The organism is Chitinophaga niabensis, from assembly GCF_900129465.1.
GTDB classification, from domain to species: Bacteria; Bacteroidota; Bacteroidia; order Chitinophagales; family Chitinophagaceae; genus Chitinophaga; species Chitinophaga niabensis.
Genome location: NZ_FSRA01000001.1, coordinates 1451718 through 1476403, shown reverse-complemented (window position 1 = coordinate 1476403; position 24686 = coordinate 1451718). Strand labels below are relative to the sequence as shown.

Below are 24686 nucleotides of genomic sequence, written 5' to 3'. Positions count from 1 at the left end.
AATAGTAGTTGGAACGTAATGGCAAATTAATACTTCTGCAGGGATTATCCTATATAAAAAGGGATCGGTGTATCTTTGGCGGGAAGAATAGAAACCAACAGCATTTATGGAATTGACGCATGAATCAACCTACCAGGCAGCCACAAAGGTATGCGGCACTGTTGCCGCTCATTTCGATAAACACCTGGCCTGCGCTGCAAAAAACGGTGAAGAAGAACTGGCCACTGCCCCTTCCGAAAAAGCAATAGAGATCATCATCGATGTTGCTTTCTGGGCCAGCCTGCGCAAGGAAGAAGGTTATGTGACCCGTATTTCCCTCGCTTTCCTGCAACCGGAACAGGCAGGCAAACCCCTGCTGTTTGAACGCCGCATTCCACTCACCGCCAAAGCATTAACCAAACTGGCCCCAGGCGTAGAACGGCCGGGGGTGCATGTAGGCATCTGGCATGATGAAGATGGATTGTATATCTGGGGCACAACGATCAAATTGCCTAATTATTGTTTTGTACTGGATGTTTCTGAACCCGGATTACTGGTGATCAAACACCGCCGTCTTTCCGGACTGGGAAAATTCACCAATGTGGCTATGCTGAAGGGCGACCAGGTGCGGGTGGTGAATGAGGATATAGGCCAGCAGCCGGACAGTCCTGAGATCCTTACTAACCTGCTGGGGCTGAATGCCTCTGTGGTATGGAATGAACCCGTGAATGTGCTTATACAGATGGCAGTTTCCATGCGTGCGCATAAACGTGGCGGTATTCTGCTGGTGGTGCCATCTGCGCACGATAACTGGCGGGAATCTATCATTCATCCCCTTCAATACCCCGTATCCCCTTCATTTTCCGGTGTGGCAGACCTGATCCGCAAAGACGGGAATATTGTGAGTGAAATATACTGGCAGAATGCGCTGCGGCGGGAAGTGGAAAATGTAACAGGGCTTACAGCTGTAGATGGCGCCACAGTGATCAACGATGAGCATGAATTAATAGCCTTCGGCGCAAAGATCACGCGCGCTAACCGCTCTACCCCGGTAGAATTGATCCGTATGTCTGAACCGGTGATGGGGGGCAACACCATGATCTTACATCCTTCCGCTATAGGCGGCACACGTCATCTTTCTGCGGCCCAGTTTATTCATGATCAAAGAGATGCATTGGCATTGGTAGCCAGCCAGGACGGCAATTTCACGGTATTTTCCTGGTCTCCGGAAGTGGAAATGGTACAGGCCCATCGCATTGATATCCTGCTTTTGTAAAATATCATTATATGTTTTAACAAACAAATAACGGTAAGGAAAGAGATATTTTGCAAAATTCGTAATGTGAAATGAAACCCTCCGTATACGCATACATTAGACATCAAACATTAAATGGGTTTTAACATTGCCTCCCCCTATACCTGCATCACACCTTTGGGGGAGCTTCATCACTCCCCCTCTTTCAATGATTCCACTGTTGCATCGATTGCGCGTATCCTGTTCCGCCACAGCCTGGCTACGATAATTACCTGTGCCACTACTAATGCCAGCAAAAGAAGCATTGGCCACAACTTAATATAAAAAGGCCATGCAAAATAAATGATTGTCCCTGCAGTATAGATGACGCGGGAAAGAATGGATATTAATGCAAATGTCTTTAGCTCCTGCTCGTATTTTTCAAGTGAAACGCGCAGATTATCTCCTCTTGCTGACCTTTTTGTGTTAAAGTAGCCGATCAGATTATGGAAAATAACCAACAGCAGAGAGGCCACCAGTATAATGATCACGTAAAGTGGTTTTTTATGCCCATCAAAAAAATCGTAAAAAACCAATCCAAATGCGGTGAACCCCACTATTTCCACGATCATCTGTATTCTTATTTTCCTGAGTACCGGGTGTTTATTTTCTTTTAACATTTCCTTCATCTCTGCGGTGCTTTTTGTGTTGTTGCCTGCGTTTTTCCAGGCTTCTTTTAATGGGTCCATGTTCCTAAGATTTTAATGATCCTGTTCCTGATACGGGTTAGTTTCACCCCTACGTAATTTTCGCTGATGCCGGCGATCTCTGCTATTTCCTCGTAGCTCAGATCATCCAGGTATAAAGCCATGAGGGCTTTATCTGCATCATCCAGCTGTTTCAGCGCCGCAAGTAATTGCTGGCGTTGCTGGTCTTCATCTTCCGTTTGCGGGATGTCCGGCAGTTCCGGCGTGTAAATGATGGCGGGTTTCTTTTTACGAAAAGTAGCCATGGCAGTACTCAGGGCTACCCTGTACATCCAGGAGCTGAACTTTGCTTTTCCCTGGAAAGTGTGTTTTGTTTTCCATAGCTGAAATACTATTTCCTGGAAAAGGTCTTCCCGGTCTTCCGGGCTATCCCGGTAAAGCCGGCAGATCTTATGAATGATCCCCTGATGCTGGTCTATCTGCTGTAAAAATGCTGTTTCCTCCATCATGCGGTTTAAAGGTAGGTTGTACTTTTCTACAAAAACTTACAGCTGGCTGCAAAATTATCTATCTTAGTAACTGATATGACACAAAGTACCATAGACAGCTTAAGAGAAGCATTGAAATTCTCGCCGGAGAATGTGCCACTGAGACTTCACCTTGCGGAAACCCTGTACCAGCTGAACAGGTTAGACGAGGCAGAACAGGAATACCTGGCTGCGCTGGGCATCGAAAATAACGAAAAAGGCCTGATAGGCCTGGCCAATGTATACTTTAAAAAAGAGGCCTACGCTACCTGTAATGTGATCCTGGAAGATCTGCTCAAAAGTCATCCGGACAACCCGGAAATATTGTTATTATACGCTAAATCTTCCCTGCGTGAGAACGCCTGGGATAATGCACGTGAAGCTTACCAGAAAATATTGGAAGGCGATCCGCACTTTTCTGATGAAGAGCTGGATGCCAAACTGCGGGTACGCCAGCAATTCCAGGCGGAAGAAAATGGCGATGATGAGGATGGCATTTCCCTTTTTATGCAGAAGCCGGATATCGACTTCTCTGATGTGAGTGGTATGCAACAGGTAAAGAAAGAGATCGAAATAAAGATCATCCAGCCACTGAAACATCCTGATCTGTATAAAGCCTACGGTAAAAAAACAGGAGGAAGCATCCTGCTTTACGGCCCTCCGGGTTGCGGAAAAACAATGATCGCCAAAGCCACTGCCGGCCAGGTGAATGCGCGTTTCATCAACGTAGGGCTGAACGATATACTGGATATGTGGATGGGCAACAGTGAAAAGAACCTGCACCGCATCTTTGAATATGCCAGGAAGAACACACCCTGTGTATTGTTCTTTGACGAAATAGATGCATTGGGCGCCAGCAGAAGTGATATGAAACAATCTTCCGGCAGGCACCTGATCAACCAGTTCCTGCAGGAGCTGGACGGTGTGGAGAATTCAAATGAAGGTGTGCTGATATTGGGTGCCACCAATATCCCCTGGCACCTGGACCCTGCATTCCGCCGCCCCGGCCGGTTCGACAGGATCATTTTTGTGCCGCCGCCAGACCAGGAAGCCCGTGCAGCCATGCTGCAGCTGAAGCTGAAAGGCAAACCGGCGGAACAAATAGATTACGAAGGATTAAGTAAAAATATACCGGAGTTTTCCGGCGCCGATATCGGGGCCATTATTGATATGGCCATAGAAGAAAAACTGGAAGCATCTTTCCAGGGCGGCATTCCGCTTCCCCTGAGTACAAAGGACCTGCTGCAGGCAGCAAAAAAACACAAAGCCAGTACAAAGGAATGGTTTGCCATTGCCAAGAACTTCGCTTTGTATGCCAACGATGCCGGTTTGTACGACGATATCCTTCATTATATGAAAATCAAAAAGTAAAATGTCTGATCAAATGATACAACGCGCTATCCTGCTTTTGCAGCAGCGTAAGTACAAAGAGGCGGAGAACATCCTGAACAATCTTTTTGCGCAGGACCCGAATGATGTGAATGTGATCAGCATCATTTGTGAAGTAAAGATCCAGCAGAATAAATATACAGAGGCTTTAAACCTGGTAAACACTGCAATCGGTTTAAACCCGGGGCTAAGCCATCTCTTTTATGTGCGTGCACGCATTTATGTGCATGAAGATAAATACGACCTCGCGGAGAAGGACTTGCAGCAGGCCATTTCACTTGATCCGGACGATGCGGATTATTTTGCTTTATACGCTTTGCTGAAGCTGGACAGGAAACAGTTTGAAGCGGCACTGCAACTGGCGGATGCAGCGTTGGAGCGCGATCCTGAAAACATCAATGCCCTCAATGCACGCAGCACCGCTTTGCTGAAACTAGACCGGAAAGAAGAATCCTTCAGCAGCATAGAAGGCTCCCTGCGGCAGGACCCTCATAATGCCTACACCCATGCGAATTACGGCTGGGGTTTGCTGGAAAAAGGCTCTCCGAAAGAAGCGTTGTATCATTTCACGGAAGCATTACGCATTGATCCCAGCCTCCAACTGGCACAGTCCGGCATGATAGAAGCATTGAAAGCAAAGTATTTCCTGTACAGGGTATTTTTGAAGTATGCATTCTGGATGGGCAACCTCACCGCCAAATATCAATGGGGTGTGATCATCGGTATCTTTTTCGTTTCCCGCGCCCTGCGTTTCATTGCAGCCAGCTACCCGGCGTTTGAACCTTTCCTGTATCCCGTTATCATCCTCATTGCCATCTTTGCTTTTTCTACCTGGATCATTACTCCCCTGAGCAACCTCTTCCTGCGGTTGAATAAATACGGAAAACATTTGCTGGACAGGGATGAGATCATCTCTTCCAACTTTGTAGGTGTGAGTGCCGTAACGGCCATAGCAGGAGGCGCATTATATCTTGCCACCGGGCAGGAATATATGCTTACGATCGTGATCGTAGGCGTTTCCATGATGGTGCCCCTCAGCTCCATGTTCAATTCCGTTAAGAACAGGACCTTACTGATCATCTATACCAGCGTACTGGCGGTATTAGGCATAGCAGGCATCGTTACCGGAATACTCAGCAAAGAACTGATCAACGGATTTACATTGGCCTACCTGGTTGGGGTGATGTTATTCTCCTGGCTGGCAAATTATTTAGTCATAAAAGAACAAAACAGATAAATGAAACCTGTATCCTTCCAAGACCTTCCTTCCCGCGAAACATTACCGGGCATGACAGGCAGATTCATGCATGGAGAAAAACATACACTGGCTTACTGGGAAGCGAAAGCAGGCACTTTATTGCCGGTACACCAGCATCCGCATGAGCAGATGACCTACCTGCTTTCCGGCACGCTGGAAATGGAGCTGGATGGTGTTGTGCATACCTTACAGGCACATGATGTGGTATTGATCCCCTCCAACGTGGCGCATGGCGGAAAAGCCATTACTGATTGCCGTTTAATTGATTCTTTCAGTCCTGTCAGAGAAGATTACAAATGAAACATTTCTATTTAATACTGCTCTGTGCAAGCCTTGGCTTTACTGCCAATGCACAGGATACCAGCTTTCGTTTTGCCCTTGTAACGGATACGCATGTAGGAACGGAAACCGGCGCTGAAGACCTGGAACGTACCGTAGCAGATATCAACCAGCAGGCGGATATTGCTTTTGTGATCTTTTCCGGGGATGTAACGGAATTTGGCTCTGATGAAGAGTTGAAACTTTCCAAAAGCATTATCAGCAAACTTACCAAACCCTGGCATATCATCCCGGGCAACCATGATACCAAATGGTCTGAAAGCGGCTGTAATTCTTTCCGTACTGTTTACGGCGATGAAACCTTCAGCTTTGAGCATAAAGGGTACCTGTTCTTAGGTACCAATTGCGGACCTAATATGCGCATGGGGCCAGGCCAGGTGCCAAGGGAAAATATTGTCTGGCTGGATGAACAATTAAAAAAACAAAAGAACAAACAGCAGCCCATCATCTATGTGAACCATTATCCGCAGGACAGTGGGCTGAATAACTGGTATGATGTGCTGGACCGCCTCCGCAGCAGGAATGTGAAAGCTATGCTTTGCGGCCATGGACACGTGAATAAAGCATTTGACTTTGAAGGAAAACCCGGCATCATGTGCCGCTCCAACCTTCGGGCCAAAGCGGCGATCGGTGGCTACAACATTATATCTGTAACGGCAGATTCCCTGCATTTCAATGAACGCACACCGGGTGTGGAAACACGCAAGGCCTGGACGCATGTGGCATTGAATGGCCCGGCCTGGATGCAAAACCCGCCCCGCCCCTCTTACAGCGTGAACACCACCTACCCTTCCGTGAAAGTGAAATGGATGGTACAGGAAGCTGGTGATATGGGCAGTGCTGTGGCAATTGCAGATGGAAAAGTGATCTACACCAATACCAACGGAGATATTAAGGCGGTGAACCTGCAAACAGGTAAAGCCGCCTGGAAATATCACACACAGGGAAAAATATACGCCACACCGTTAGTATATGAAAAATATGTGGTGGTACCCTCTACTGATGGTAAAGTGTACTGCCTCAATATACAAACCGGTAAACTGGCCTGGCAGCAGGAAACAGGCAAAGCGATCGTTTCCTCCGCCGCATTATCCGGCAAACTGGCAATCATAGCTGGTTCCGACGGGCATTGCAGGGCGTGGGACATCCCTACCGGCAAAATGCAATGGGACTACGATAGCGTGAAAGGTTTTGTGGAAACGAAACCGATGGTGTATGAAGGAAAAGTATATTTCGGCTCCTGGGGTAATAAGTTCTATGCATTGGATGCCAATACCGGCCAGCCTGCATGGACGTGGAGCAATGGCGCCAATAACAGGATGTTCTCCCCTGCTGCCATGTGGCCCGTAGCCATTGATCAAAAGGCCTACCTCGTTTCACCGGACAGGTATATGACCGTATTGAATACCAATACCGGTAGTGAGTTATGGCGTTTCAGGGATACGGCCAACTGGGTGCGTGAAGCATTGGGTATATCCGTAGACAGCAATCGTGTATATGCTAAAACCATGCAGGGAAATGTGATGGCCTTTAATGCAAGGAGTAATGCAAGAGAGATCGTATGGAAATCTCCTGTAGAAATGGGTTATGAGATCTGCCCTTCTCCTATCAATGAATTTAACGGGGTAGTGTATGTTGCAGGGCAGTCCGGTGTGGTGCATGCATTATCTGCCAAAGATGGTTCGCTGATCTGGCAGCATAAGTTCTCTAATTGTTTAGTGAACACGGTGCAGCCAGTGAATGATAAGATGCTGATCGCCTCTTCCATGGATGGGAAATTATTGTGTTTAGAATATTAATAAAAAAGCCGGATCGTAAATGATCCGGCTTTTTTATTACAGATTAGCAATGATCTTATCTTTGGGATACTTCACGGAATAACTTAACCGCACTTTCTTTGTTTCTCCCGGCTCAATGCTCAGCTTCCAGGTCAACACACCGGTTTCTGTATTCACGGCTGCATCGGAGGATTCCAGTAATTCCACTTCCATGTTCTTATCTGTGGAAACAGGGTACTGATCTTTCAGCAGAAGGTTCACGGGTTCTTTCTTGGCGTTGCGCACACGGATCTCGTAAGTGAATGTTTGTTTCTTCTGACTGCCAAGGAATTTCACACCGGCAGCCACATCCGTGATCTTCTCTCTTTTTACGATCACTTTCTTATCACGGCCCACACTGAGATTGAGCGTATCTGATGTAGCATTGGGATCGATGAACGATTTACCTACGTACATGTTTTCAAATATAATGTTGGCTTCTCCCGGTAAAAAGTTAAACTTCTCATAATCCGTGATCTCTGCCATCAGGAAGGCATCAGGATCTGCTTTAGGTACTGCATAGTATTTGTAACGTGCAGGAACCGTGTATTCTTTAAGTGTTACGCTGTGCTGTTTGCCGGTGGGAGCAATATCGTACGGGATATCAATATCGAAGGTGGCACTGAGCTGGTTTTCGTTAGCGGTGGTGAAATCTGCAATACCTTTATCCTGGGTAACCACCATTTCTGCTAAAGGTGCCGCTGGAGGCGCAGCCCTTTCCTCTAATGTTTGGATCCTGTTCTGCATCTGTGTTCCCGCTACACGGCCCCGGAGCTGATATTCCGTGCCATAACGGAGGAACCAGGCGGATAATACCGGCGCTGTGCCATTCTGTGAAGGATTACCCGTAGACAAAGTAAGCTTTACTTTCTTCCAGTCTATTCCTGTGGATTGCATCACATTGGCTTTGTAAAGGATCTTTAAAGGCTCAGTGGTTTTATCCGAACGCAGATCATAGTATACCGTCCAGTAGGCATTGGGGGTGAGGTAACTGATGGAAATATCTGTAGTGGCTGCATTCTCTGCCATCACCTGCAATACCAGCTGCCCGCCATTCTTATCAGGATTGGCGTTCAACTCTTCCAGCTGCTGCTGGATCTTTGTTACCTGCTTTTCCTGCACTACTTCTTTTTCCTTCAGAAGGGCAACACTGTTCCGGAGTTCCAATTGTTTGGTTTTATAGTAATCAGCTAGCTTGATCAGCTCAGCTACGGAAGCGGAGTTACCGTGCAGGCTTTGGTTCTTATCCAGCAGCACCAGGGTATTTTCTTCTGAAGTGCGGATATTACGGGTTTTGGTCAGTTCCCGGCTGGCTACTTTCAGGCTGTCTTCCAGCTTCAGATAGGCAGGACTTTTATTTTCATCTTTCAGGAAGTTCCTTTCAAAAGTGGCGGACATAATGGTCACGTTGGCACCTGCTGCTATCTGGAGGCTGTTTTCGTCCAGCACATTGGCTACATTGTTGATCAGCAACTCACTCCTGCCCTTAGGCAGACTGATACGGGCCTTGTGATTCAATTCCGCCCCTACCCGGTAAACGGTCACAGATTCAAGGCTGGCTTGCCCTGTCAGAGGGCTTTGGGCTAATACGCTGATGCTGATCAGGCACAAAGAAAAAGATGTCCATAAGACTTTCATAAACACGGTATTTTTGGTAAAGATGCAGTTTTCTTCATAATTGCATAAATGAAGTGATTTCTGTATTTTGTACGCTTAATCCGGAAACTACTCTAGCGTGCGACTTTACTCTTGCCTACTTTTCTGTTGTCTGTTCAGCCTGCCCATTTTTGCGCAAAAGAAGAATGATGCCTACCAGCTGCATATCCGCAGGGCAACTTCCCCTGTTAAAATTGACGGTATAGTGGATGAACCAGCCTGGGCTGCATCGGACACGGCTACCAACTTTTACATGATCCTGCCCATGGACACGAGTTATGCAAAAGTGCGTACGGATGTACAAATGACGTATGATGATAAGAATATCTACCTGCTGGTAGTGAATTATAATGGTGCCCCCGGCCCTTACATGGTAGAATCCCTCCGCCGCGACTTCGCCTTCCTGAAGAATGATAACTTCCTGCTTTTCATGGACCCTTTTGATGATCAGACGAATGGTTTCTCCTTTGGTGCCAATGCCGCAGGTGCGCAGTGGGACGGATTGATGTACGATGGCGGGAAGGTAGACCTGAGCTGGGAAAACAAATGGAGTTCCGTAGTAAAGAACTATCCTGACAAATGGATCTTTGAAGCAGCCATCCCTTTCAAATCTATCCGCTATAAAAAAGGTATTACGCAATGGGGCATAAACTTCGGCAGAAATGATCTGAAAACAACAGAGAAAAGCAGCTGGGCACCGGTACCCCGGCAATTTCCTTCTGCTTCCCTGGCTTATACAGGGGTACTCGTTTGGGATGTGCCTCCGCCAGATCCGGGCGTGAATGTATCCGTTATTCCTTACCTGCTGGGTGGTGTGAATAAGAACTATGAGAATGAGAAAGATGCTGCATTCCGTGGAGACGCAGGGCTGGATGCCAAGATAGGCATCACTTCCTCCCTCAACCTGGACCTTACCGTGAACCCTGATTTCTCCCAGGTAGATGTAGATAAACAGGTGACTAACTTAGACCGCTTTGAATTGTTCTTTCCTGAAAGAAGGCAGTTCTTCCTCGAGAATGGGGATCAGTTCACCAACTTTGGCTATTCCACCATCCGTCCGTTCTTTTCACGGCGTATAGGCCTTGGCGTGCCCATTCATTTTGGTGCGCGGTTAAGTGGCAAGCTGAATAAAGACTGGCGCCTGGGCGTGATGAATATGCAAACGGGCAAACAAACTTCTACCGCTTTACCTGCACAGAACTTCACAGTGGCTGCCCTGCAAAGGCGTGTGTTTGCACGTTCCAATGTGGGGTTCATCTTTATCAATAAAGAATCACTGAACTACAACCCGGACAAAGCATTGCCGGGCCAGCCTGTTTACAATCGCTACAACCGCAACTACGGGCTGGAATACAACCTGGCCTCTGCTAATAATTTCTGGACAGGGAAAGCCATGGTGTTAAAATCCAATACACCGGGCAGATCAGGGAAAGACTGGGTGCATGCCGCCAACCTGCAATACACCAGCCGTGTATGGAATATCAGCTGGCAGCATGAATACGTTGGTAACAATTATAATGCAGAAGTGGGTTATGTACCCAGGAAGGGGTATATCAAACTGAACCCGCAGATCACGCGGCTCTTTTTCCCAAAGAAAGGTGCGCTGCTGAGTCATGGACCACAGCTTAGCACTACTAATTTCTTTGATGAAAAAATGAAACGTACGGATAATGAAGTATTGTTATCCTATGGCATGGTGTTCCGTCAGCGCAATACTTTTACGTTATGGAGCTCTACGAGCTATATCAAATTACTGCAACCCTTTGACCCCGTGAATATCGGGAAGGATAGCCTGGCCGCGGGTACACGGCATAGCTGGAACACCATCGGCGCGGATTATGTTTCCAAACCGCAAAGCCTTTTTACGTATGCATTATCCACCCGTTATGGCGGTTATTATGCAGATGGCAAACGCTTTACTTTTACGGGAGAACTGGGGTATCGTTTTCAGCCTTATGTGAGCCTAGCTTTGAGCGCGAACTATAACGACATCCGTTTACCGCAGCCATGGGGCAACCAGGCTTTCTGGCTGGTGGGGCCCCGTGTGGATGTAACCATGACGAATACACTTTTCTTCACAGGTTTTATGCAATACAATGAACAGATGAAGAATGTGAACCTGAATACGCGTTTGCAATGGCGTTACCGGCCCGCTTCAGACCTGTTCATTGTATATACGGACAATTACCTTCCGGAACCTTACTACGTTAAAAACAGGGCTTTGGTGCTTAAACTGGTGTATTGGTTAAACCTCTAGTTCACCATGCATAAATCCTGGTTTACCATACATAGGTTCCTACGGCACCATTCACCAGTTCCGTGGTGACTGTTTTTCCATTAAAACGGATGTTAAACGATTGCGGAGCATTCCCGTTATTCAGCACGATCAGTACTTTTTTTCCATCCGGCGTTTTGAATGCCACATTTTCCAGGTTGCCGGAAATGTCTGATGCAATACGTACTGAGCCCGGCCTTACGAATTTCGATGCGTGTGCGATGATGTAATAGGCTACATTCCTTGATACATCTGTACCAATAGTGAGGGCACCGAGGCAGGTGGTGCATCCTCCTTCTGTATGCGGTTTATAATTGGCATCTGCGGCGAGGTTCCATTCCAGCACATTACGGCTCCAGTTACGCGTGGCGCCGATAATGAGGGTAGAAATGTGCCATTGGAGGTCTCCTGCAAAATTTCCGGGGCCACCTACCCACTGTTCCGTGAAGTAGATATGTTTATCGGGAAAAGCATTGTGCAGCTGGGTTAAAGCAGAAATAGAACCACCATAAAGATGAAAAGCCGAACCATCCACAAATTGCCTGGCTCCAGCATCTTTAAGGATATCAGCAGGATAATCAGGGCGATCTGCATTGTGATCATAAGTAATGATTTTGGTTGTGATATTCGCCGCCCGGAAGGCTGGCCCCAGGTGGTCCCTGATGAATGCCGCCTGTTCAGCAGCCTGCATCACCATACTGGGATTATTTCCGCCATGCAAGGGTTCATTCTGGGGAGTAATAGCATCGATCGTAATACCTTCCGCTTTCATGGCCTGAATGTATTTTACGAAATATTTTGCATATACACCATAAAATTCCGGCTTCAGGCTGCCTCCTTTGAAATCATTATTGGTTTTCATCCAGGTAGGTGCGCTCCAGGGTGAACCCAATATTTTGATATGGGGGTTCAGCGCCACGATCTTCTTCAATACAGGGATCAGGTCTGTTTGTTCTTTACTGATGCTAAACTGCAGCAGATCAGGATCTGTTTGCCCCGCAGGCAGATCATTATAGGAGAAAGTACTGGCGCTCAGGTCTGAGGCTCCAATGCTTACACGGAGGTAACTAACACCGATGAAAGTACTGTCCCAAAGGAATAATTCTTTCAGGAGCGCATCCTGTTTGGCAGGAGATAAGGAATTAATGAGGGTGGCACTTCCTCCCGTAAGGGTATAACCAAAACCATCAATGCCCTGGAAGGATTGTGTATCATCTACCGTGATGGTGGGGAATGCGTTGGCGGCATCCTTAAACACCAGGCTTACATTTTGTTTCTGGAATAATACGGACTTATCCGGTTTGGTTAACCAGAAGGCCACATCAGAGGCTATTGGTCCCGGAGGGCCGGGTGGCGGGCCTACAGGACCGGGGGCATCACCTCCGTTTCCTTTACAACAGATGGCGCTAAAGGCCCAGACAATTAGTGTCAGAGATATTTTTTGCTTCATGGTTCATAAATTTATAACGGCCGGCAGCAAGAATACTACCAGCCGTTATGCCAGGTAATTATTGCTCTTCTAAAAATTTAATATCGTCAATTTCTATACCACCGGTACCTAATGTACCGCCGGAGCTGCCAGCTTTGATCACCATGTACACTTTACCGGTAGCCGTGAATTTCATCTTTCCGCCTTTACCTTTTCCATCTCCGTCACAACCGATCTCTGCCAGGTCTCCATTGAAAGGCAAGATACCGCATCCGGACCAGGTGTTCATGGAATTCCATTTGGTACCGCTGTAATCTGCACCCTGTACAGGGGCAGTGGTACCAAATACCACTTCAAACCAGGAGTTGGTAGCACCGGCGCCTTTTACCTTTCCGGAAAAAGTATACTCCTTCCCTGCTATTACATTAATGGCCTGGTAAATACCACCGTTGGAATTGGCCGTATTGGAGAACCTCATCACACCACCTGCTATGGCAATAGTGGTTTGTGCGCCGCCGGTATTCAGCAGGGTCCAGTGTGCTTCACTGCCTGCTTCCATATTTCCTCCTTTGAGGATATCTACTGCGGGCAGATCGTTTGCAATGGTCACCGCTTGTGCTGCTGTGGTAAATCCACCCCTGGTGAAAACAGTGAGCTGTATATTGTAATTACCTTTTTTGGAAAAGGTGAGCGTATCTTTTTCTTTTGCGGAGGTACCACTGGCACCATATTGCCACTTCCAGATAAATCCGCCGGAAGTGGTACTGGTCACTACGATCTTGTTAGGGTTCGCTGCCAGCGGCACTGCAGTAAAAGTAGCCGGTGCAGCAGAAACGAGGTCCATTTTTTCTGATTCAGGAGAACAGGCTGCCAGTAATAAAGCAGCCGTTATGCTATATAGTAACTTCATGTTGTGCATTTTTTTGATGATCATTTTGTTCCTCCCCATTCTTTGCTTTGTTCCATCTTGGTATTATCCAGCTCCAGTAATGGAATAGGCAGGATCGAATGTTTTTCCGGTTTAAAACCACGGGCCAGTAAAACCGCATTGGTAGCTGCTTTGCCAGACCTTACGAGATCAAACCAGCGATGCCCTTCTCCGGCGAGTTCCAGTCTTCTTTCATCAAAGATATTATCGATGGTAGCGAGGATGGGACCTAATCCCACACGTGCGCGCACCGCATTCAGCAATGCATAGGAGCGGGTGCCGCTTGCACCACTTTCTCCTCCACGCACGCGTGCTTCTGCTTCCATCAGGTAAGTATCTGCTAAGCGGATATCATAGATATTCTGCGGATAGTTCAATTCTACTGCGCCACCGCCGGTGGTTTTGTTGGATAACCTGCCTGCCAGTTTTTCGAGGAAGTAACCGGTGTTCATATAACCTTTTTCATACGTCGCTATGTTGTTCTTCTCCAGGCTGTCCAGGTTAGCAACAGTGGATTTATAACGCGGGTCAAAATGGATGGCATCAAAAAGAGAAGTGGTGACGGGCAGGAAGCTCCAGCCGGAAGCATAATCCGGCGCAGCGGCTGTAAGGGTTTTATATCCTCTCGGGCCTACCATGATGTTGAGTACATTTCCTTCCGTGCAGGATACGCAGCCCCAGCCACCGGCCGAAGTGGAAGTATAGGATATTTCAAAGACAGATTCGCTGTTGAACTTTGAAGCAAGATCAGATTTCCAGAGATTGGCAAAATTGTCCAGCAACTTGTAACCATAGGTGGCATTTAGTTGCCCCGGCGTTGTGCCATTTACATTTTCAAGCGCTGTAACAGCTGCTGCCCATTGTTGCTGATAGAGATATACTTTACCCAGTAAAGCATGGGCTGCTCCTTTTGTAACCCTGCCGCCTTCTGTGGCTATGGGCACTGTGTTGGGCAGGTTCGCTTCAGCGATGGCATCTTTCAGGTCCTGCTCCACCAGTTTGTAAACATCTGCCGGAGGCGCCTGCAGCACATTGTACATTTCACTGGTCTGCACGGGTTTGGTGAAGAGCGGTACGTTCTTGAACATACGCACGAGATCAAAATAGAAATAGGCGCGCAGGAATTTTGCTTCTGCGGTGAACCTTTTCTTTTTGTTTTCATCCATGGGTATGTTTGGCAGTTTAGTGAGGATCACGTTTGCGCGGAACACACCGGAGAAACCTTTCCGCCATAACTCGTTGTGCGGGCCTACTTCAGGTGTGAGGGTATAATTGGAAATAACCTGGAAGTCGTTGATATCAGTCGGGCCGCCGCCACCTGCCACATGATCGTCGGAAGCAGCATTAAAAGTACCTACCCTTGTTACATAACCATTGCCCTGCCAGCCTACTACATCATATACAGCGATGAGTGCTTTGAAAGCTTCATCTTCATTGCGGTAAAAATTGGATTCCAGGTCAGTTCCCTTTGGTTTGATATCGAGGAAATTATTACAGCCGCTCATTAATTGCAAGCCTGCTGTTAAAGCGATAACGTATGGAATATGTCTTCTTTTCATTTTGATCAGCTTTTAAAACATTAGAAAGTAACATTCATGCCTGCCATAAAAGAGCGTGCCTGTGGATAGATACCACGATCGATGCTCAATACACCTCCGCCGATCTCAGGATCGTAACCGGTATATTTGGTGAAGGTGAGCAGGTTCTCACTCATAATGTGCACACGTAATTTCTGCAGGCCTATCCTGTTGATCAATGCTTTGGGTAAGGAGTAACCTATTTGTACTGTTTTCAATCTCCAGTAATCACCATTTTCCAAATAGAAATCAGATGGATTGGTGAAGTTCTTATTGGGATCCAATGTGATCAGCCTTGGATAAGTATTGGTAGAACCGGGGCCGGTCCAGCGTTCCAATGCTTTTGTCTGCCAGTTGGCATTTCCGATATCCAAACGGCGCAGGCCCTGGAAGATCTGGTTGCCGGCAGCGCCTTGTCCGAAGATCACGAGATCAAATCCTTTATAGGCTGCATTTACGGTAAAACCATAGGTCCATTTAGGTGTGGGCGTGCCCATGAATTCACGGTCCAGCTCAGTGATCTTTCCATCGCCGTTGCCATCTTTCCAGCGGAAGTCTCCGGGTTTTGCATTGGGCTGGATCTTTGTTCCATCCTTTCCGATGTAGGCATCTACATCTGCCTGGGTTTGGAACACCCCCATTGTTCTGTATCCAAAGAAGTTGTTCAGTGGCTGACCAATGGCAGTACGGGTGATAGCTCCCATGGTCTGGAAGGTCTGGCCACCTGCCAGGTAACTGATACCAGGGCCCAGGTCTGTTACTTCATTCTTCACATAAGAAACGTTACCGCCTATATTGAATTCAAAATCATCGCCGATGTGGTTGCGGTAATCCAGTTCCAGTTCAAGCCCTGTGTTGTTCATGGAAGCTATGTTATCCGCAGGGTTACCGATAGCGCCTACATAAGCAGGGATCCGGGGATTCTGGAGGATACCCGTGGTCCTTTTTCTGAACCATTCAAAAGTGAGGCGGATATTCCTGAGGATGTCCGCATCAAAACCAATACTCGTTTGGCTGGTTTCTTCCCAGGCCAGATCAGGGTTTGCAGGGGCATTAGGACTGTAACCTACCTGGTAGCTGCCGCTATTACCAAAAGTGTAATTGCGTCCGCTACCGATGGTGGAGAGATAAGCAAAGTTGCCGATGTTATCATTTCCTACCACACCATAACCACCACGGATCTTCAGGCGGTCTACCACTTTGTTTTCCGGCCAGAATGTTTCCATGGAAGGCACCCATCCCAGAGAGAAAGAAGGATATCTGCCGTACTTGTTATTAGAACCAAAACGGGTGGAACCATCCCAGCGGATGATACCTTCTGCGAGGTATCTTTCTTTATAGTTATAGTTCACTCTTCCAAAGAAAGAAGCAACGCGGTGATCGGCTCCTTCTCCCCCGTCAGATAAACGTTTGTCTGCCGGCACTTTAAAGTTGAGGGAAGCATCTTTGAAATTATCTGCCGGCACATCGTTGAAAGTAACGTTGATGTTGCGGGTACGGCTATCCATATAAGCACCCTGACCAGCCAGCACGGTAAAGTTATGCTGGCCAATGGCACGGGAATAGGATACGATGTTTTCCAGGTTCCAGTTGTACCCTTCGTTCATGCTGCGGTTGAAGGAAGTACGGGAGGAAATGTTGGAAGAGTTCAACCAGGAAATGGGCGTGAAAGTTTCGCCGCCCCAGAAAGCGATCTTGGCACCCATGGTGGAACGGAACTTCAATCCTTTAATGGGTTCAGCTTCCAGGTAAACGTTGCCCACTACGTTGTGAGACCAGCCATAGTTGCCGATGCGGGTTGAGATGAAGGCCAGCGGGTTGGTCATTTCCTGCCCTACTGCAGAAGAGATGCCATATGGACGGCCCAGTGCATCTTTCCTTACCCCCACATTGTTGTAAGGTGCAGCTGCCGCTATTGCAGGATCTGTTACTACTACGGGTGTAATAGGGTCCAGGTTGATAGCAGAGCTTAAAGGGCCACCAAATTCGCTGTTGGTATTACCGAGGCCTACGCTTTTATCATAGGCATATCCGATGTTCTCTCCGAAGGTGAGCCATTTTGTTAGTTTATGTACAGAGTTGATACGGATATTGAAACGCTGGTATTTAGAGATATCTGAAGCAACGATCCCTTCCATGTTCAGGTAACCGAAAGAGGTATAATAAGTGGATTTTTCATTACCACCACTTACACTCAGCTCGTGGTTCTGGCGGCGGGCATCGTTGTTGAAGATCTGTGCCTGCCAGTCTGTTCCCACGCCAAAGGATTTTGGGTCTGCATAAGGCAAAGCACTCCCATTGGCGGCCGCGGCTTCGTTGCGGAGCGTGGCATATTCAGTGGCGTTAAGTAATTTGAGCTTGCGGGCGGGAGCAGAAGTTCCGTAATACCCATTATAGTTCACGGTCACTTTTCCTGCTTTCCCTTTTTTAGTGGTAACGAGGATAACGCCGGAAGCGGCACGGGCACCATAGATCGCTTGTGAAGCGGCGTCCTTTAATACCTCTATGGATTCAATGTCGTATTGGTTCAGGTAACCGATACCGCCATTGTCTACCACCACACCATCCACTACCCATAAGGGATCGTTGTTGGAGAAGGAGGTGGTACCTCTCACTCTCACAGCAGCGGCAGAACCCGGCTGGCCTGAGTTCTGGGCAATGATCACTCCGGCAGTACGGCCCTGGAGGGCTTGTTCCAAACGGGTAATGGGCATATCTTCCAGTTCTTTGGCACGAACACTGGAGATAGCGCCGGTTACCACACTTTTCTTCTGAACACCATATCCCACCACTACGGTTTCCGTTAATGCGGTTTCAGAAAGCTGGAGGGTTACATTGAGTGTTTTGCCACTGAGCCTGAGGGTTTGCGGGGCATAACCAATAAAGCTGAAAACCAGGGAAGTTTTGGCATTGGGCACCCGGATGGAATATTGGCCATTGGCATCTGCCGTGGTACCGGAAGTGGTTCCCTGGATCCTTACGGTGGCGCCGGGAATAGGTTCTCCGGCATCCCCCAGGATACGGCCGGTGATAAGTAAACCGGTATCGGCAATAGGTTTTGGATCAGCTGCTAACTGGAGAATGGTGATGCGCTGGCCTTCCATGGAAAAGGATAAGGGCTGGTTCAGGAGTAAAAGGTCTAAAGCTTCTTTTACCGTGGCATTTTTGAGTTCTATGTTCACAGGGTTGGAACGGGCCATCAGGCTTTCATCGTAAACAATGGAAATACCGGCCTGGCGGGCTACCTCTTTCAGCACCCTTTTAAGGGGAGCGTTCCTTTCCTTAATGGAGATCTGCTGGCTCAGGCCTTTTGCACTGATCTGCAGACAGGCTACGAGCATCAGGAAGGTGGTAAGTTTCATAACGACGAGGAATTTACGAAGTACATGTGGGCTTTGAGCGGTGCCAGCTCCGCCACTAAAGTTTAATTTCATACTTTTGCATTGTTTGGGAATTACGAAATATCAGTTCTTAACGGGACGATTAGGGATACCCAGACGTTGCCGGAGGTGTTGCAAGCGCTTCCGGTTTTTTTATGGGCATGCCTTTACATTAACTTGTAGTAGTTTTTTTCATAACGATTAGATTTAGGTTATACGTGGATTTATTCTATTGATAAACTTCTTCCTTTCATGTTGAACTTTGCTCCGTTAGCTTCGAGCATATGTAATATTTCGGAAAGGGGCAGGTTTCTGCTGATCCGCCCACCGAATAGTTTTGGTTCTGTATTCGCGTTGTATGTAATGTCAATGTCGTACCAGCGGGAAACCTGGCGCATAATGTCTGCCAGCTTAGCGTTATCAAATTCAAAGAAGCCGGTCTTCCAGGCAATCACCTGCTGAATGTCTGCATTATTGTACACGTACATACAACCATTGGCGTTATCGAGGGAAGCCTGCTGCCCGGGTTTCAGCAATTGATCGTTCACTTTTACGGCGCCTTCTATGAGCGTGGTGTTGATGGCTTTTTCATCTTTGTAGGCCATCACATCAAAGCTGGTGCCCAGTACTTTTACAGTCATCTCTTCCACCTTTACAATAAAGGGTTGTTCTGCATTTTTAGTGACTTCAAAATAACCCTGCCCCTGCAATTCCACCAGGCGCTCATTCCCGGTGAAAGCAGTGGGGTATTTAAGGCTGGATGCGGCGTTCAGCCATACTTTACTCCCATCCGGCAGCACCACGTGGAATTGTCCTCCACGCGGTACGGTGAGTATGTTGTAACCTACGGCCGTGGAGTTGCGCTCTGTATCGTATTGGAGTTGACCATTTTTCTGATGTACTACGGTAGCGCCCTGTTTGATCACCTGGTTGCCAGCACTGTCCAGCGTTAAAGTGGAACCATTGGCGAGGGTCAATACGGCTTTATTGGTGCCGGGGGCTACATCGGGAACTTCTGTTTTAACAAGGGGTACAGTGGAGCGTTCTTTTTCCTTTAGTAAAAATACCGTGCTAGCAGCCGCTAAAATTGCCACGATGGCTGCGGCAGCTATCCAGCGGCGGTAGATCTTCATCCTCACGATCTTTACCGTGCTGATATCCTGTAATAAACGGGCTTCTATACGATCGCTCTGTACGGGAGATATCTGATGCTGCTCCGCCATGGTACGCTGAAACTCGCTCTGCATCCGGCGTAACAGGGAACGGTGGGCATCCGTTCCCTCTAACCATTGCATTAATGTAAGCACCTCTTCAGGTGTACATTTACCTTCGAGGTAACGCTGTAAAAGGTCTTCTTCCTGTTGTGGCATATCTATAATATCCGAAAAGACCCGGGTAGGGTACCCTGCTTAAAAAATAATTTTTCCGGACACGTAAAGGGCCATCATTACATCTCCGTAGCGGAATACATAATCATGGATAAAACGCATGCTGAGTACCATGTGTTTCTTAACGGCATTGCGGGAAATGCCCAGGATGGCAGCAGCTTCGTCGTAAGTTCTGCCCTCCTGCCTGCAAAGGCGGAAAACATTGAGGCGCTGGGGAGGCATATGGTTCAGGGCTTCATGAAAAAGGCGGTCGTATTCCTTGGCTTTCACCAGCTGTTCCGGTTGTTCGGATTCCTGTGCGGCTATGTGATTGAGGAGCTGTTCCCTTAATGTGCGGTCTGTAGCGAGCTTCTGAAGGGTTTTAAAGGTATGGTTGCGGGCTATGCGGTAGAGGTAGCCCATAAAGGGAAGGTCCGGGTTAATACGGTCCCTTATTTCCCAGATCCTGAGAAATACATCATGCACGAGGTCTTCCGCAAGCGATGGCATCTTGCAAAAGCGCAGCATATAAACGTACAATGAAGGATGAAGTTGACGATAAATGGCAGTAAACGCTGTTTCATCTCCCTGCTTCATACGTATCACCAATTCCCTATCCATGATAATATTTGTAGATTTTGGCAGACTGTGTGTTGTGTAAATCTAAAGAAAAATACTATACTCAAGGTAACTGGTTACCAAAAAGTACCTACTTGTTGCACAGTACCATTGTACCTACCTTTGATCCTTATGGAAAAGATCAGATTAAGTATCCTGGATCAATCTCATGTAAGGCTGGGCAGCACAACCACCAATGCCATGCAGGAAACCCTGGCCCTGGCTAAACTGGCAGACGAACTGGGTTATTACCGGTACTGGGTATCGGAACATCATAATATAGCGAATATAGCAGGCTCAACGCCGGAAGTGCTGTTAGGCTTCCTGGGCGGGCAGACCAAACAGATCAGGCTGGGTGCGGCGGGCATTATGCTTCCCAATCACAGTGCTTTAAAAGTAGCAGAGAACTTCCGGATGCTGGAAGCTTTGTTCCCCGGCAGGGTTGATCTGGGTATTGGCCGTGCGCCGGGAGGCGACAGGGTAACGGCACGTTTACTGAACCCCATGAATTCTTTCAGCGAAGCAGAATTCGTGCAGCAGATCATGGACCTGCAGCATTTTCTTACAGATAAACATCAGCAGGTAAAAGCCATGCCCAAAGCGGAAACAGTTCCTCCATTGTGGATGCTCACTTCCAGCGGTGGCAGTGCCAGCCTTGCCGCACACTTCGGATCTGCGCTTTCCTTTGCACAATTCATCAATCCTACCGGCGGGCCTGAAGTGGTAGCGCAATACCGTAAACATTTCAAACCATCTGCTACGCTCAAAGCACCGGAAGCTAACTTCGGCATCTTTGCCTTTTGTTCAGAAGATGAGGAAGCAGTGGAAAGATGGCAAACGGTATTTGATTACCGCATCCTGCATATTGAAAGAGGAAGGGATACCCCTCTCCCTTCTTATGAAGAGATCGCCGACATGGAATACATGCCGGAAGAACAACTGCGGATCAATTATAACCGCGGGCGCATGATCTCCGGTACGCCGAAAAGAATGCGGCAACAGATTGAAACGCTTTGTGCGCAGTATGGCGTGAATGAAGTGGTGCTGTGTACCATTTCTGAAAACGCGGAAGAAAGGATCACTTCTTTTAAATTACTGGCGAAGGAATTTGGAATTTAACATTTCAATAAGGTTACTTTTTAAAAGACTGCGTATAAACAGGAAATCTATTTCCTATGCGCAGTTCCTCTATCTATTGGGTAGCCATACCCATGTTAACTTTGTTTGCCTGTGAACAGGCCCGCTACAACGAAGCGAAGGACGAGATTGCCGCCGCTGCAGATACCACTAACCTTCTATCACCTTCCCGCAAAAGGATCAAAACAGCAGACATCCATTGCCGTGTGCAGGATGTAACCGCTGCTACCATTAAGCTGGAAAAACTGGTGACGTCCGTGGATGGTATTGTAGTGGAAAGCGTCCTCCGTAACGATGCACAGGAGCAACATGAGTACTCCTACAGTGCAGATTCCATTAAACAGGTACAGCTCTACACACCTGTATCTACACTCACTCTAAGAGTACCTGTTGCACATCTTGATTCCGTTTTCAACATCATTACAGCGATGGCTGGTTACATTGATCAACGCACCTTGCGGGACAGTGATGTTACCCTGCAGTACCTGAGCAATGAATTAAAAAATGATGCGGCGGTGCAGGATGAACGGGAAACCACGCACACTAAAAAAGACAGTGAGCTGGAAGTACGGAAATACAATGAACAGAAGAAAACAGCTTTCATTGAACGCGAGATCGCCAACATGGCCATCGTGGAAGATGTAGCTTATTCTACCATCAATGTTCAGTTATTTCAACCGCAGGTAGCTGATGTACAGATCGTACTCAATCCTGCCAGCATTACGCGTGCCGGGTTTGGCACAGAAACGGCAACCGCCTTCCGCACCGGCGTGAATGTAACACGCAGTATTTTCATCTTCTTCTTTCAGCTCTGGCCGTTATGGATCATAGCCATCCTGCTCTGGTTTGGCTATAAGCGTTTGTTATTCAAGCGGGCTTAGTTCAATCGATTCGTTCTTACTGGTTTTAAAAGTAAAGGTCCTGCCTGTTAAGGTGGAGGATGCAGGTTTGTTATTGCGTGTAAGTTTCACTGCTTTACCGGGCCATGGGTTCTCCATCTCACAGTCACGACCTTTTTCGCTTTGCAGTTTCACATATTCCACGCGGCCATCTTTCAAACTGCTGCTGATCACAAAAGCGCCATATGCACGCAGGTTGTTGAACTTTGCGTCTTTTTTGTGATTCCAGTTGGGAAAGATGCGAACGCGGCCTTCATAACTTTGCAGCAGCATTTCGTTGATGGTGAGCGGTACGGCAGATAATGTTTCCGTTCCCCCACCTGCAGCAGTGATCCAGCCATTGCGGTTGGATTGTGCATAGATACGTGCTTTCAATTGTTTAATAATCTCATCTGCATCGTAACCTACGCGTACGGCTGCGGGAAAACAGGTTTCTATGCCGTTACCGAATGTGTTGCCCCAGCTGCCGGGTTCCTGCATTTTGTCTTTCCAATGTGATACATCACTCAATAAGATGGCGTTGAAAGCAGAATCAGTTACCGGGCCGCATACTTCTCCGGGAAGTATTAATCCGTGAATGGAAACCCTGGCTAATCCCATGGCTCCGCTGTGCCATGGAGAAGGACTCTTTTCCACGCTTTTTAAACGCACCCTGCCATCAACCTCCTGTGTTGGAAATGGGCTAAGGTGTGTGAGAATGTGTTGCCATTTAGCCTGCCTGGCTGCATCCTTATGCAGGTAAGTGCTCACATTGATCATACCTTTAAAAAGCATTTTTACAAGCCCCAGTGAAAGGGTGGAATTATAATCTCCCAGCATGTGCCGCCACTGCCCTTTGTTCTTTAAGTTCGGCATTACTTCTCCGTAATGATCATTCTCTATCACATAACGGCCATTTTCGAATTTGAGATAGTCTTCCCAGAAATCGGCACAGGCTAACAGGTAAGGGTATACTTTTTCAGCATACTGTTCATCATAAGTACTATAAAAGCGCATCAGCATATTCGCGGCACCGAAAACGGCGTTGATCTTCTGGCCCAGGAATTTATAACCATGGTCGATAGTATTTTCCCGTGTACCGTAGCGGGCTTCCATTTCATCAGGCGTGAGCGGCCATAATGTGGTGCATAATCCCCCCGGTCCGATACCTACCGGGAAATAGATGCCACGTATGTTCAGGAGGTCTTTTGCGTGCCACCTTCCTTTTTCCATGTAATCCAGCAGGGGTTGATCGTAGTTATCCGTGAGGTCTATATAGTTGGAAGAAAAGGCTGCCCAGTAAGGAGCCTGGTAGTTATAGTTGAGGTGATAATCGCCACCCCATGCGGAAGAATCTTTGGTGATGAAAGGGCCCCAGATGCCTGGTGCGTATTTCCCGGGCCTTGATGAAGCGGCAAAGAGGTATTGGGAATTGGTGTAGTATTTTTCCAGCATGGTATCGTTGATCTGTATGCTGGAACGTTGCCAGAATTTATCCCACCATTGCTGGTGTGCGGCTTTCATTTCGGCGATATTTTCTTCAGGTGTTTTGTTAAATGTAACAGTGATGGTTAGTTTTTTACCCGGTTGTAACGTCTGGTCTCCGTATACTTTCATTCTCAATGTTACTTCGCTGGGCCATTCCAGTAAGGGGGTATTGGAGAAAGAGCGGGAGACCCAACCGGGGCCTTTCTTTACTACGGCGGTATTACCCTCCGGTGCCCAAAGGTCTAATTCTACCTTGCAGGTTCTATTGGCAGTGATCTCCGTGATCACGGTGTTGTGCATAGCAGTGACTAATGTATTCACTTCTACTTTTAAATCATCTTTTGCAAAAACGGCATGAATGGAGCCTTTTGTGGGGATCTGTTCCGCATAGTAGGAAGCATTGCTGAGTGCTTTGATCCTTATATCCAGCCCTCCGGGAAAAGCAATACCTCCACCAGGGTAAACAGGATAGGCACGCCAGAAATCATTCTTTCCGAAATAGAGTTTCATGTGATCGGGCGTTCCGCCAAATGTGAGGCCGATATCGCCATTACCTGCCAGGGGGGCATCCGGTACTTTTGCAGTAGGAACATTTTGCGGGGCTGAAGTATAGACAAAGCTATAGTTACCCGGCGTTTGTGCAGCAGCTTGTGTAATGAAACACAGGCCGAGCAACAGGCGGCTAATTTTCATGCGGTGGAAT

At 47.6% G+C, this 24686-nt stretch carries 18 protein-coding genes; 8 read left to right on the top strand and 10 right to left on the bottom strand.

The features are described 5' to 3' along the window. The first annotated feature begins 106 nt into the window (after positions 1-106). Positions 107-1255, top strand: coding sequence for a putative sensor domain DACNV-containing protein (locus BUR42_RS05540; protein WP_200798220.1), 1149 nt, complete (start codon positions 107-109; stop codon positions 1253-1255). Positions 1256-1425: 170 nt separating this feature from the next. Here the strand turns inward: BUR42_RS05540 and BUR42_RS05535 are convergent, their stop codons facing one another. Then, entirely contained in the window at positions 1426-1962 is a 537-nt protein-coding gene (locus tag BUR42_RS05535) for a hypothetical protein (RefSeq protein ID WP_074238274.1), read from the bottom strand. Continuing rightward, positions 1950-2429 carry an RNA polymerase sigma factor gene (locus tag BUR42_RS05530; protein ID WP_234979614.1) on the bottom strand — a complete coding sequence of 160 codons (480 nt, stop codon included), beginning with the start codon at positions 2427-2429 and terminating at the stop codon, positions 1950-1952. Before BUR42_RS05530 ends, BUR42_RS05535 begins: the two co-directional genes overlap by 13 nt. Positions 2430-2504: 75 nt before the next feature. Here BUR42_RS05530 and BUR42_RS05525 point away from each other — a divergent pair, with 75 nt between their 5' ends. From BUR42_RS05525 to BUR42_RS05510, 4 genes are read left to right on the top strand one after another with little or no spacing between them, the layout of a single operon-like run. Then, complete coding sequence (locus BUR42_RS05525) at positions 2505-3818, top strand: AAA family ATPase (protein WP_074238273.1); 1314 nt, start codon at positions 2505-2507, stop codon at positions 3816-3818. Between the two features lie 13 nt (positions 3819-3831). Continuing rightward, positions 3832-5073 (top strand): tetratricopeptide repeat protein, encoded by a 1242-nt coding sequence (locus tag BUR42_RS05520; protein WP_200798219.1) that lies wholly within the window; start codon positions 3832-3834, stop codon positions 5071-5073. Beyond that, complete coding sequence (locus BUR42_RS05515; RefSeq protein WP_074238271.1) at positions 5074-5394, top strand: cupin domain-containing protein; 321 nt, start codon at positions 5074-5076, stop codon at positions 5392-5394. It begins immediately after the preceding gene. Next, entirely contained in the window at positions 5391-7232 is a 1842-nt protein-coding gene (locus BUR42_RS05510) for an outer membrane protein assembly factor BamB family protein (protein ID WP_074238270.1), read from the top strand. Before BUR42_RS05515 ends, BUR42_RS05510 begins: the two co-directional genes overlap by 4 nt. Positions 7233-7268: 36 nt before the next feature. Here BUR42_RS05510 and BUR42_RS05505 read toward each other — a convergent pair whose 3' ends face one another. Further along, positions 7269-8888 (bottom strand): DUF4139 domain-containing protein, encoded by a 1620-nt coding sequence (locus BUR42_RS05505; protein ID WP_074238269.1) that lies wholly within the window; start codon positions 8886-8888, stop codon positions 7269-7271. A 97-nt stretch (positions 8889-8985) separates the two neighbouring features. Between BUR42_RS05505 and BUR42_RS05500 the strand changes: the two genes are divergently transcribed. Further along, positions 8986-11163 carry a DUF5916 domain-containing protein gene (locus tag BUR42_RS05500; protein WP_074238268.1) on the top strand — a complete coding sequence of 726 codons (2178 nt, stop codon included), beginning with the start codon at positions 8986-8988 and terminating at the stop codon, positions 11161-11163. A 22-nt stretch (positions 11164-11185) separates the two neighbouring features. On the opposite strand, the gene BUR42_RS05495 is transcribed toward BUR42_RS05500, so the two are convergent. The 6 genes from BUR42_RS05495 to BUR42_RS05470 all read right to left on the bottom strand — a co-directional run bounded on the left by BUR42_RS05495 (position 11186) and on the right by BUR42_RS05470 (position 20483). Beyond that, complete coding sequence (locus BUR42_RS05495) at positions 11186-12631, bottom strand: glycoside hydrolase family 30 protein (protein ID WP_074238267.1); 1446 nt, start codon at positions 12629-12631, stop codon at positions 11186-11188. Positions 12632-12689: 58 nt separating this feature from the next. Beyond that, positions 12690-13520 (bottom strand): PKD domain-containing protein, encoded by an 831-nt coding sequence (locus tag BUR42_RS05490; RefSeq protein WP_143197345.1) that lies wholly within the window; start codon positions 13518-13520, stop codon positions 12690-12692. Between the two features lie 20 nt (positions 13521-13540). After that, on the bottom strand, positions 13541-15097 hold the full coding sequence (locus tag BUR42_RS05485) for a RagB/SusD family nutrient uptake outer membrane protein (RefSeq protein ID WP_074238265.1): 1557 nt from the start codon (positions 15095-15097) through the stop codon (positions 13541-13543). 20 nt (positions 15098-15117) lie between these two features. After that, positions 15118-18549 (bottom strand): SusC/RagA family TonB-linked outer membrane protein, encoded by a 3432-nt coding sequence (locus BUR42_RS05480; RefSeq protein ID WP_234979613.1) that lies wholly within the window; start codon positions 18547-18549, stop codon positions 15118-15120. Between the two features lie 170 nt (positions 18550-18719). Next, complete coding sequence (locus BUR42_RS05475) at positions 18720-19865, bottom strand: FecR family protein (protein ID WP_074238263.1); 1146 nt, start codon at positions 19863-19865, stop codon at positions 18720-18722. A gap of 39 nt (positions 19866-19904) precedes the next feature. After that, positions 19905-20483 carry an RNA polymerase sigma factor gene (locus tag BUR42_RS05470; protein WP_074238262.1) on the bottom strand — a complete coding sequence of 193 codons (579 nt, stop codon included), beginning with the start codon at positions 20481-20483 and terminating at the stop codon, positions 19905-19907. Positions 20484-20612: 129 nt separating this feature from the next. Here BUR42_RS05470 and BUR42_RS05465 point away from each other — a divergent pair, with 129 nt between their 5' ends. Together BUR42_RS05465 and BUR42_RS05460 are read left to right on the top strand one after the other, a co-directional pair. Beyond that, positions 20613-21599, top strand: coding sequence for an LLM class flavin-dependent oxidoreductase (locus BUR42_RS05465; RefSeq protein ID WP_074238261.1), 987 nt, complete (start codon positions 20613-20615; stop codon positions 21597-21599). A 56-nt stretch (positions 21600-21655) separates the two neighbouring features. Further along, on the top strand, positions 21656-22498 hold the full coding sequence (locus BUR42_RS05460) for a DUF4349 domain-containing protein (protein WP_074238260.1): 843 nt from the start codon (positions 21656-21658) through the stop codon (positions 22496-22498). On the opposite strand, the gene BUR42_RS05455 is transcribed toward BUR42_RS05460, so the two are convergent. Beyond that, complete coding sequence (locus BUR42_RS05455) at positions 22481-24676, bottom strand: glycosyl hydrolase family 95 catalytic domain-containing protein (protein ID WP_074238259.1); 2196 nt, start codon at positions 24674-24676, stop codon at positions 22481-22483. The two genes, BUR42_RS05460 and BUR42_RS05455, sit on opposite strands and share 18 nt — an antisense overlap. Between the last annotated feature and the right edge of the window lie 10 nt (positions 24677-24686).

Coding starts and splice junctions, on each gene's coding strand:
- BUR42_RS05540 (WP_200798220.1), top strand. CDS start 107: ATGGAATTGACGCATGAATCAACCTACCAGGCAGCCACAAAGGTATGC.
- BUR42_RS05535 (WP_074238274.1), bottom strand. CDS start 1,962: ATGGACCCATTAAAAGAAGCCTGGAAAAACGCAGGCAACAACACAAAA.
- BUR42_RS05530 (WP_234979614.1), bottom strand. CDS start 2,429: ATGATGGAGGAAACAGCATTTTTACAGCAGATAGACCAGCATCAGGGG.
- BUR42_RS05525 (WP_074238273.1), top strand. CDS start 2,505: ATGACACAAAGTACCATAGACAGCTTAAGAGAAGCATTGAAATTCTCG.
- BUR42_RS05520 (WP_200798219.1), top strand. CDS start 3,832: ATGATACAACGCGCTATCCTGCTTTTGCAGCAGCGTAAGTACAAAGAG.
- BUR42_RS05515 (WP_074238271.1), top strand. CDS start 5,074: ATGAAACCTGTATCCTTCCAAGACCTTCCTTCCCGCGAAACATTACCG.
- BUR42_RS05510 (WP_074238270.1), top strand. CDS start 5,391: ATGAAACATTTCTATTTAATACTGCTCTGTGCAAGCCTTGGCTTTACT.
- BUR42_RS05505 (WP_074238269.1), bottom strand. CDS start 8,888: ATGAAAGTCTTATGGACATCTTTTTCTTTGTGCCTGATCAGCATCAGC.
- BUR42_RS05495 (WP_074238267.1), bottom strand. CDS start 12,631: ATGAAGCAAAAAATATCTCTGACACTAATTGTCTGGGCCTTTAGCGCC.
- BUR42_RS05490 (WP_143197345.1), bottom strand. CDS start 13,520: ATGAAGTTACTATATAGCATAACGGCTGCTTTATTACTGGCAGCCTGT.
- BUR42_RS05485 (WP_074238265.1), bottom strand. CDS start 15,097: ATGAAAAGAAGACATATTCCATACGTTATCGCTTTAACAGCAGGCTTG.
- BUR42_RS05480 (WP_234979613.1), bottom strand. CDS start 18,549: ATGAAATTAAACTTTAGTGGCGGAGCTGGCACCGCTCAAAGCCCACAT.
- BUR42_RS05475 (WP_074238263.1), bottom strand. CDS start 19,865: ATGCCACAACAGGAAGAAGACCTTTTACAGCGTTACCTCGAAGGTAAA.
- BUR42_RS05470 (WP_074238262.1), bottom strand. CDS start 20,483: ATGGATAGGGAATTGGTGATACGTATGAAGCAGGGAGATGAAACAGCG.
- BUR42_RS05465 (WP_074238261.1), top strand. CDS start 20,613: ATGGAAAAGATCAGATTAAGTATCCTGGATCAATCTCATGTAAGGCTG.
- BUR42_RS05460 (WP_074238260.1), top strand. CDS start 21,656: ATGCGCAGTTCCTCTATCTATTGGGTAGCCATACCCATGTTAACTTTG.
- BUR42_RS05455 (WP_074238259.1), bottom strand. CDS start 24,676: ATGAAAATTAGCCGCCTGTTGCTCGGCCTGTGTTTCATTACACAAGCT.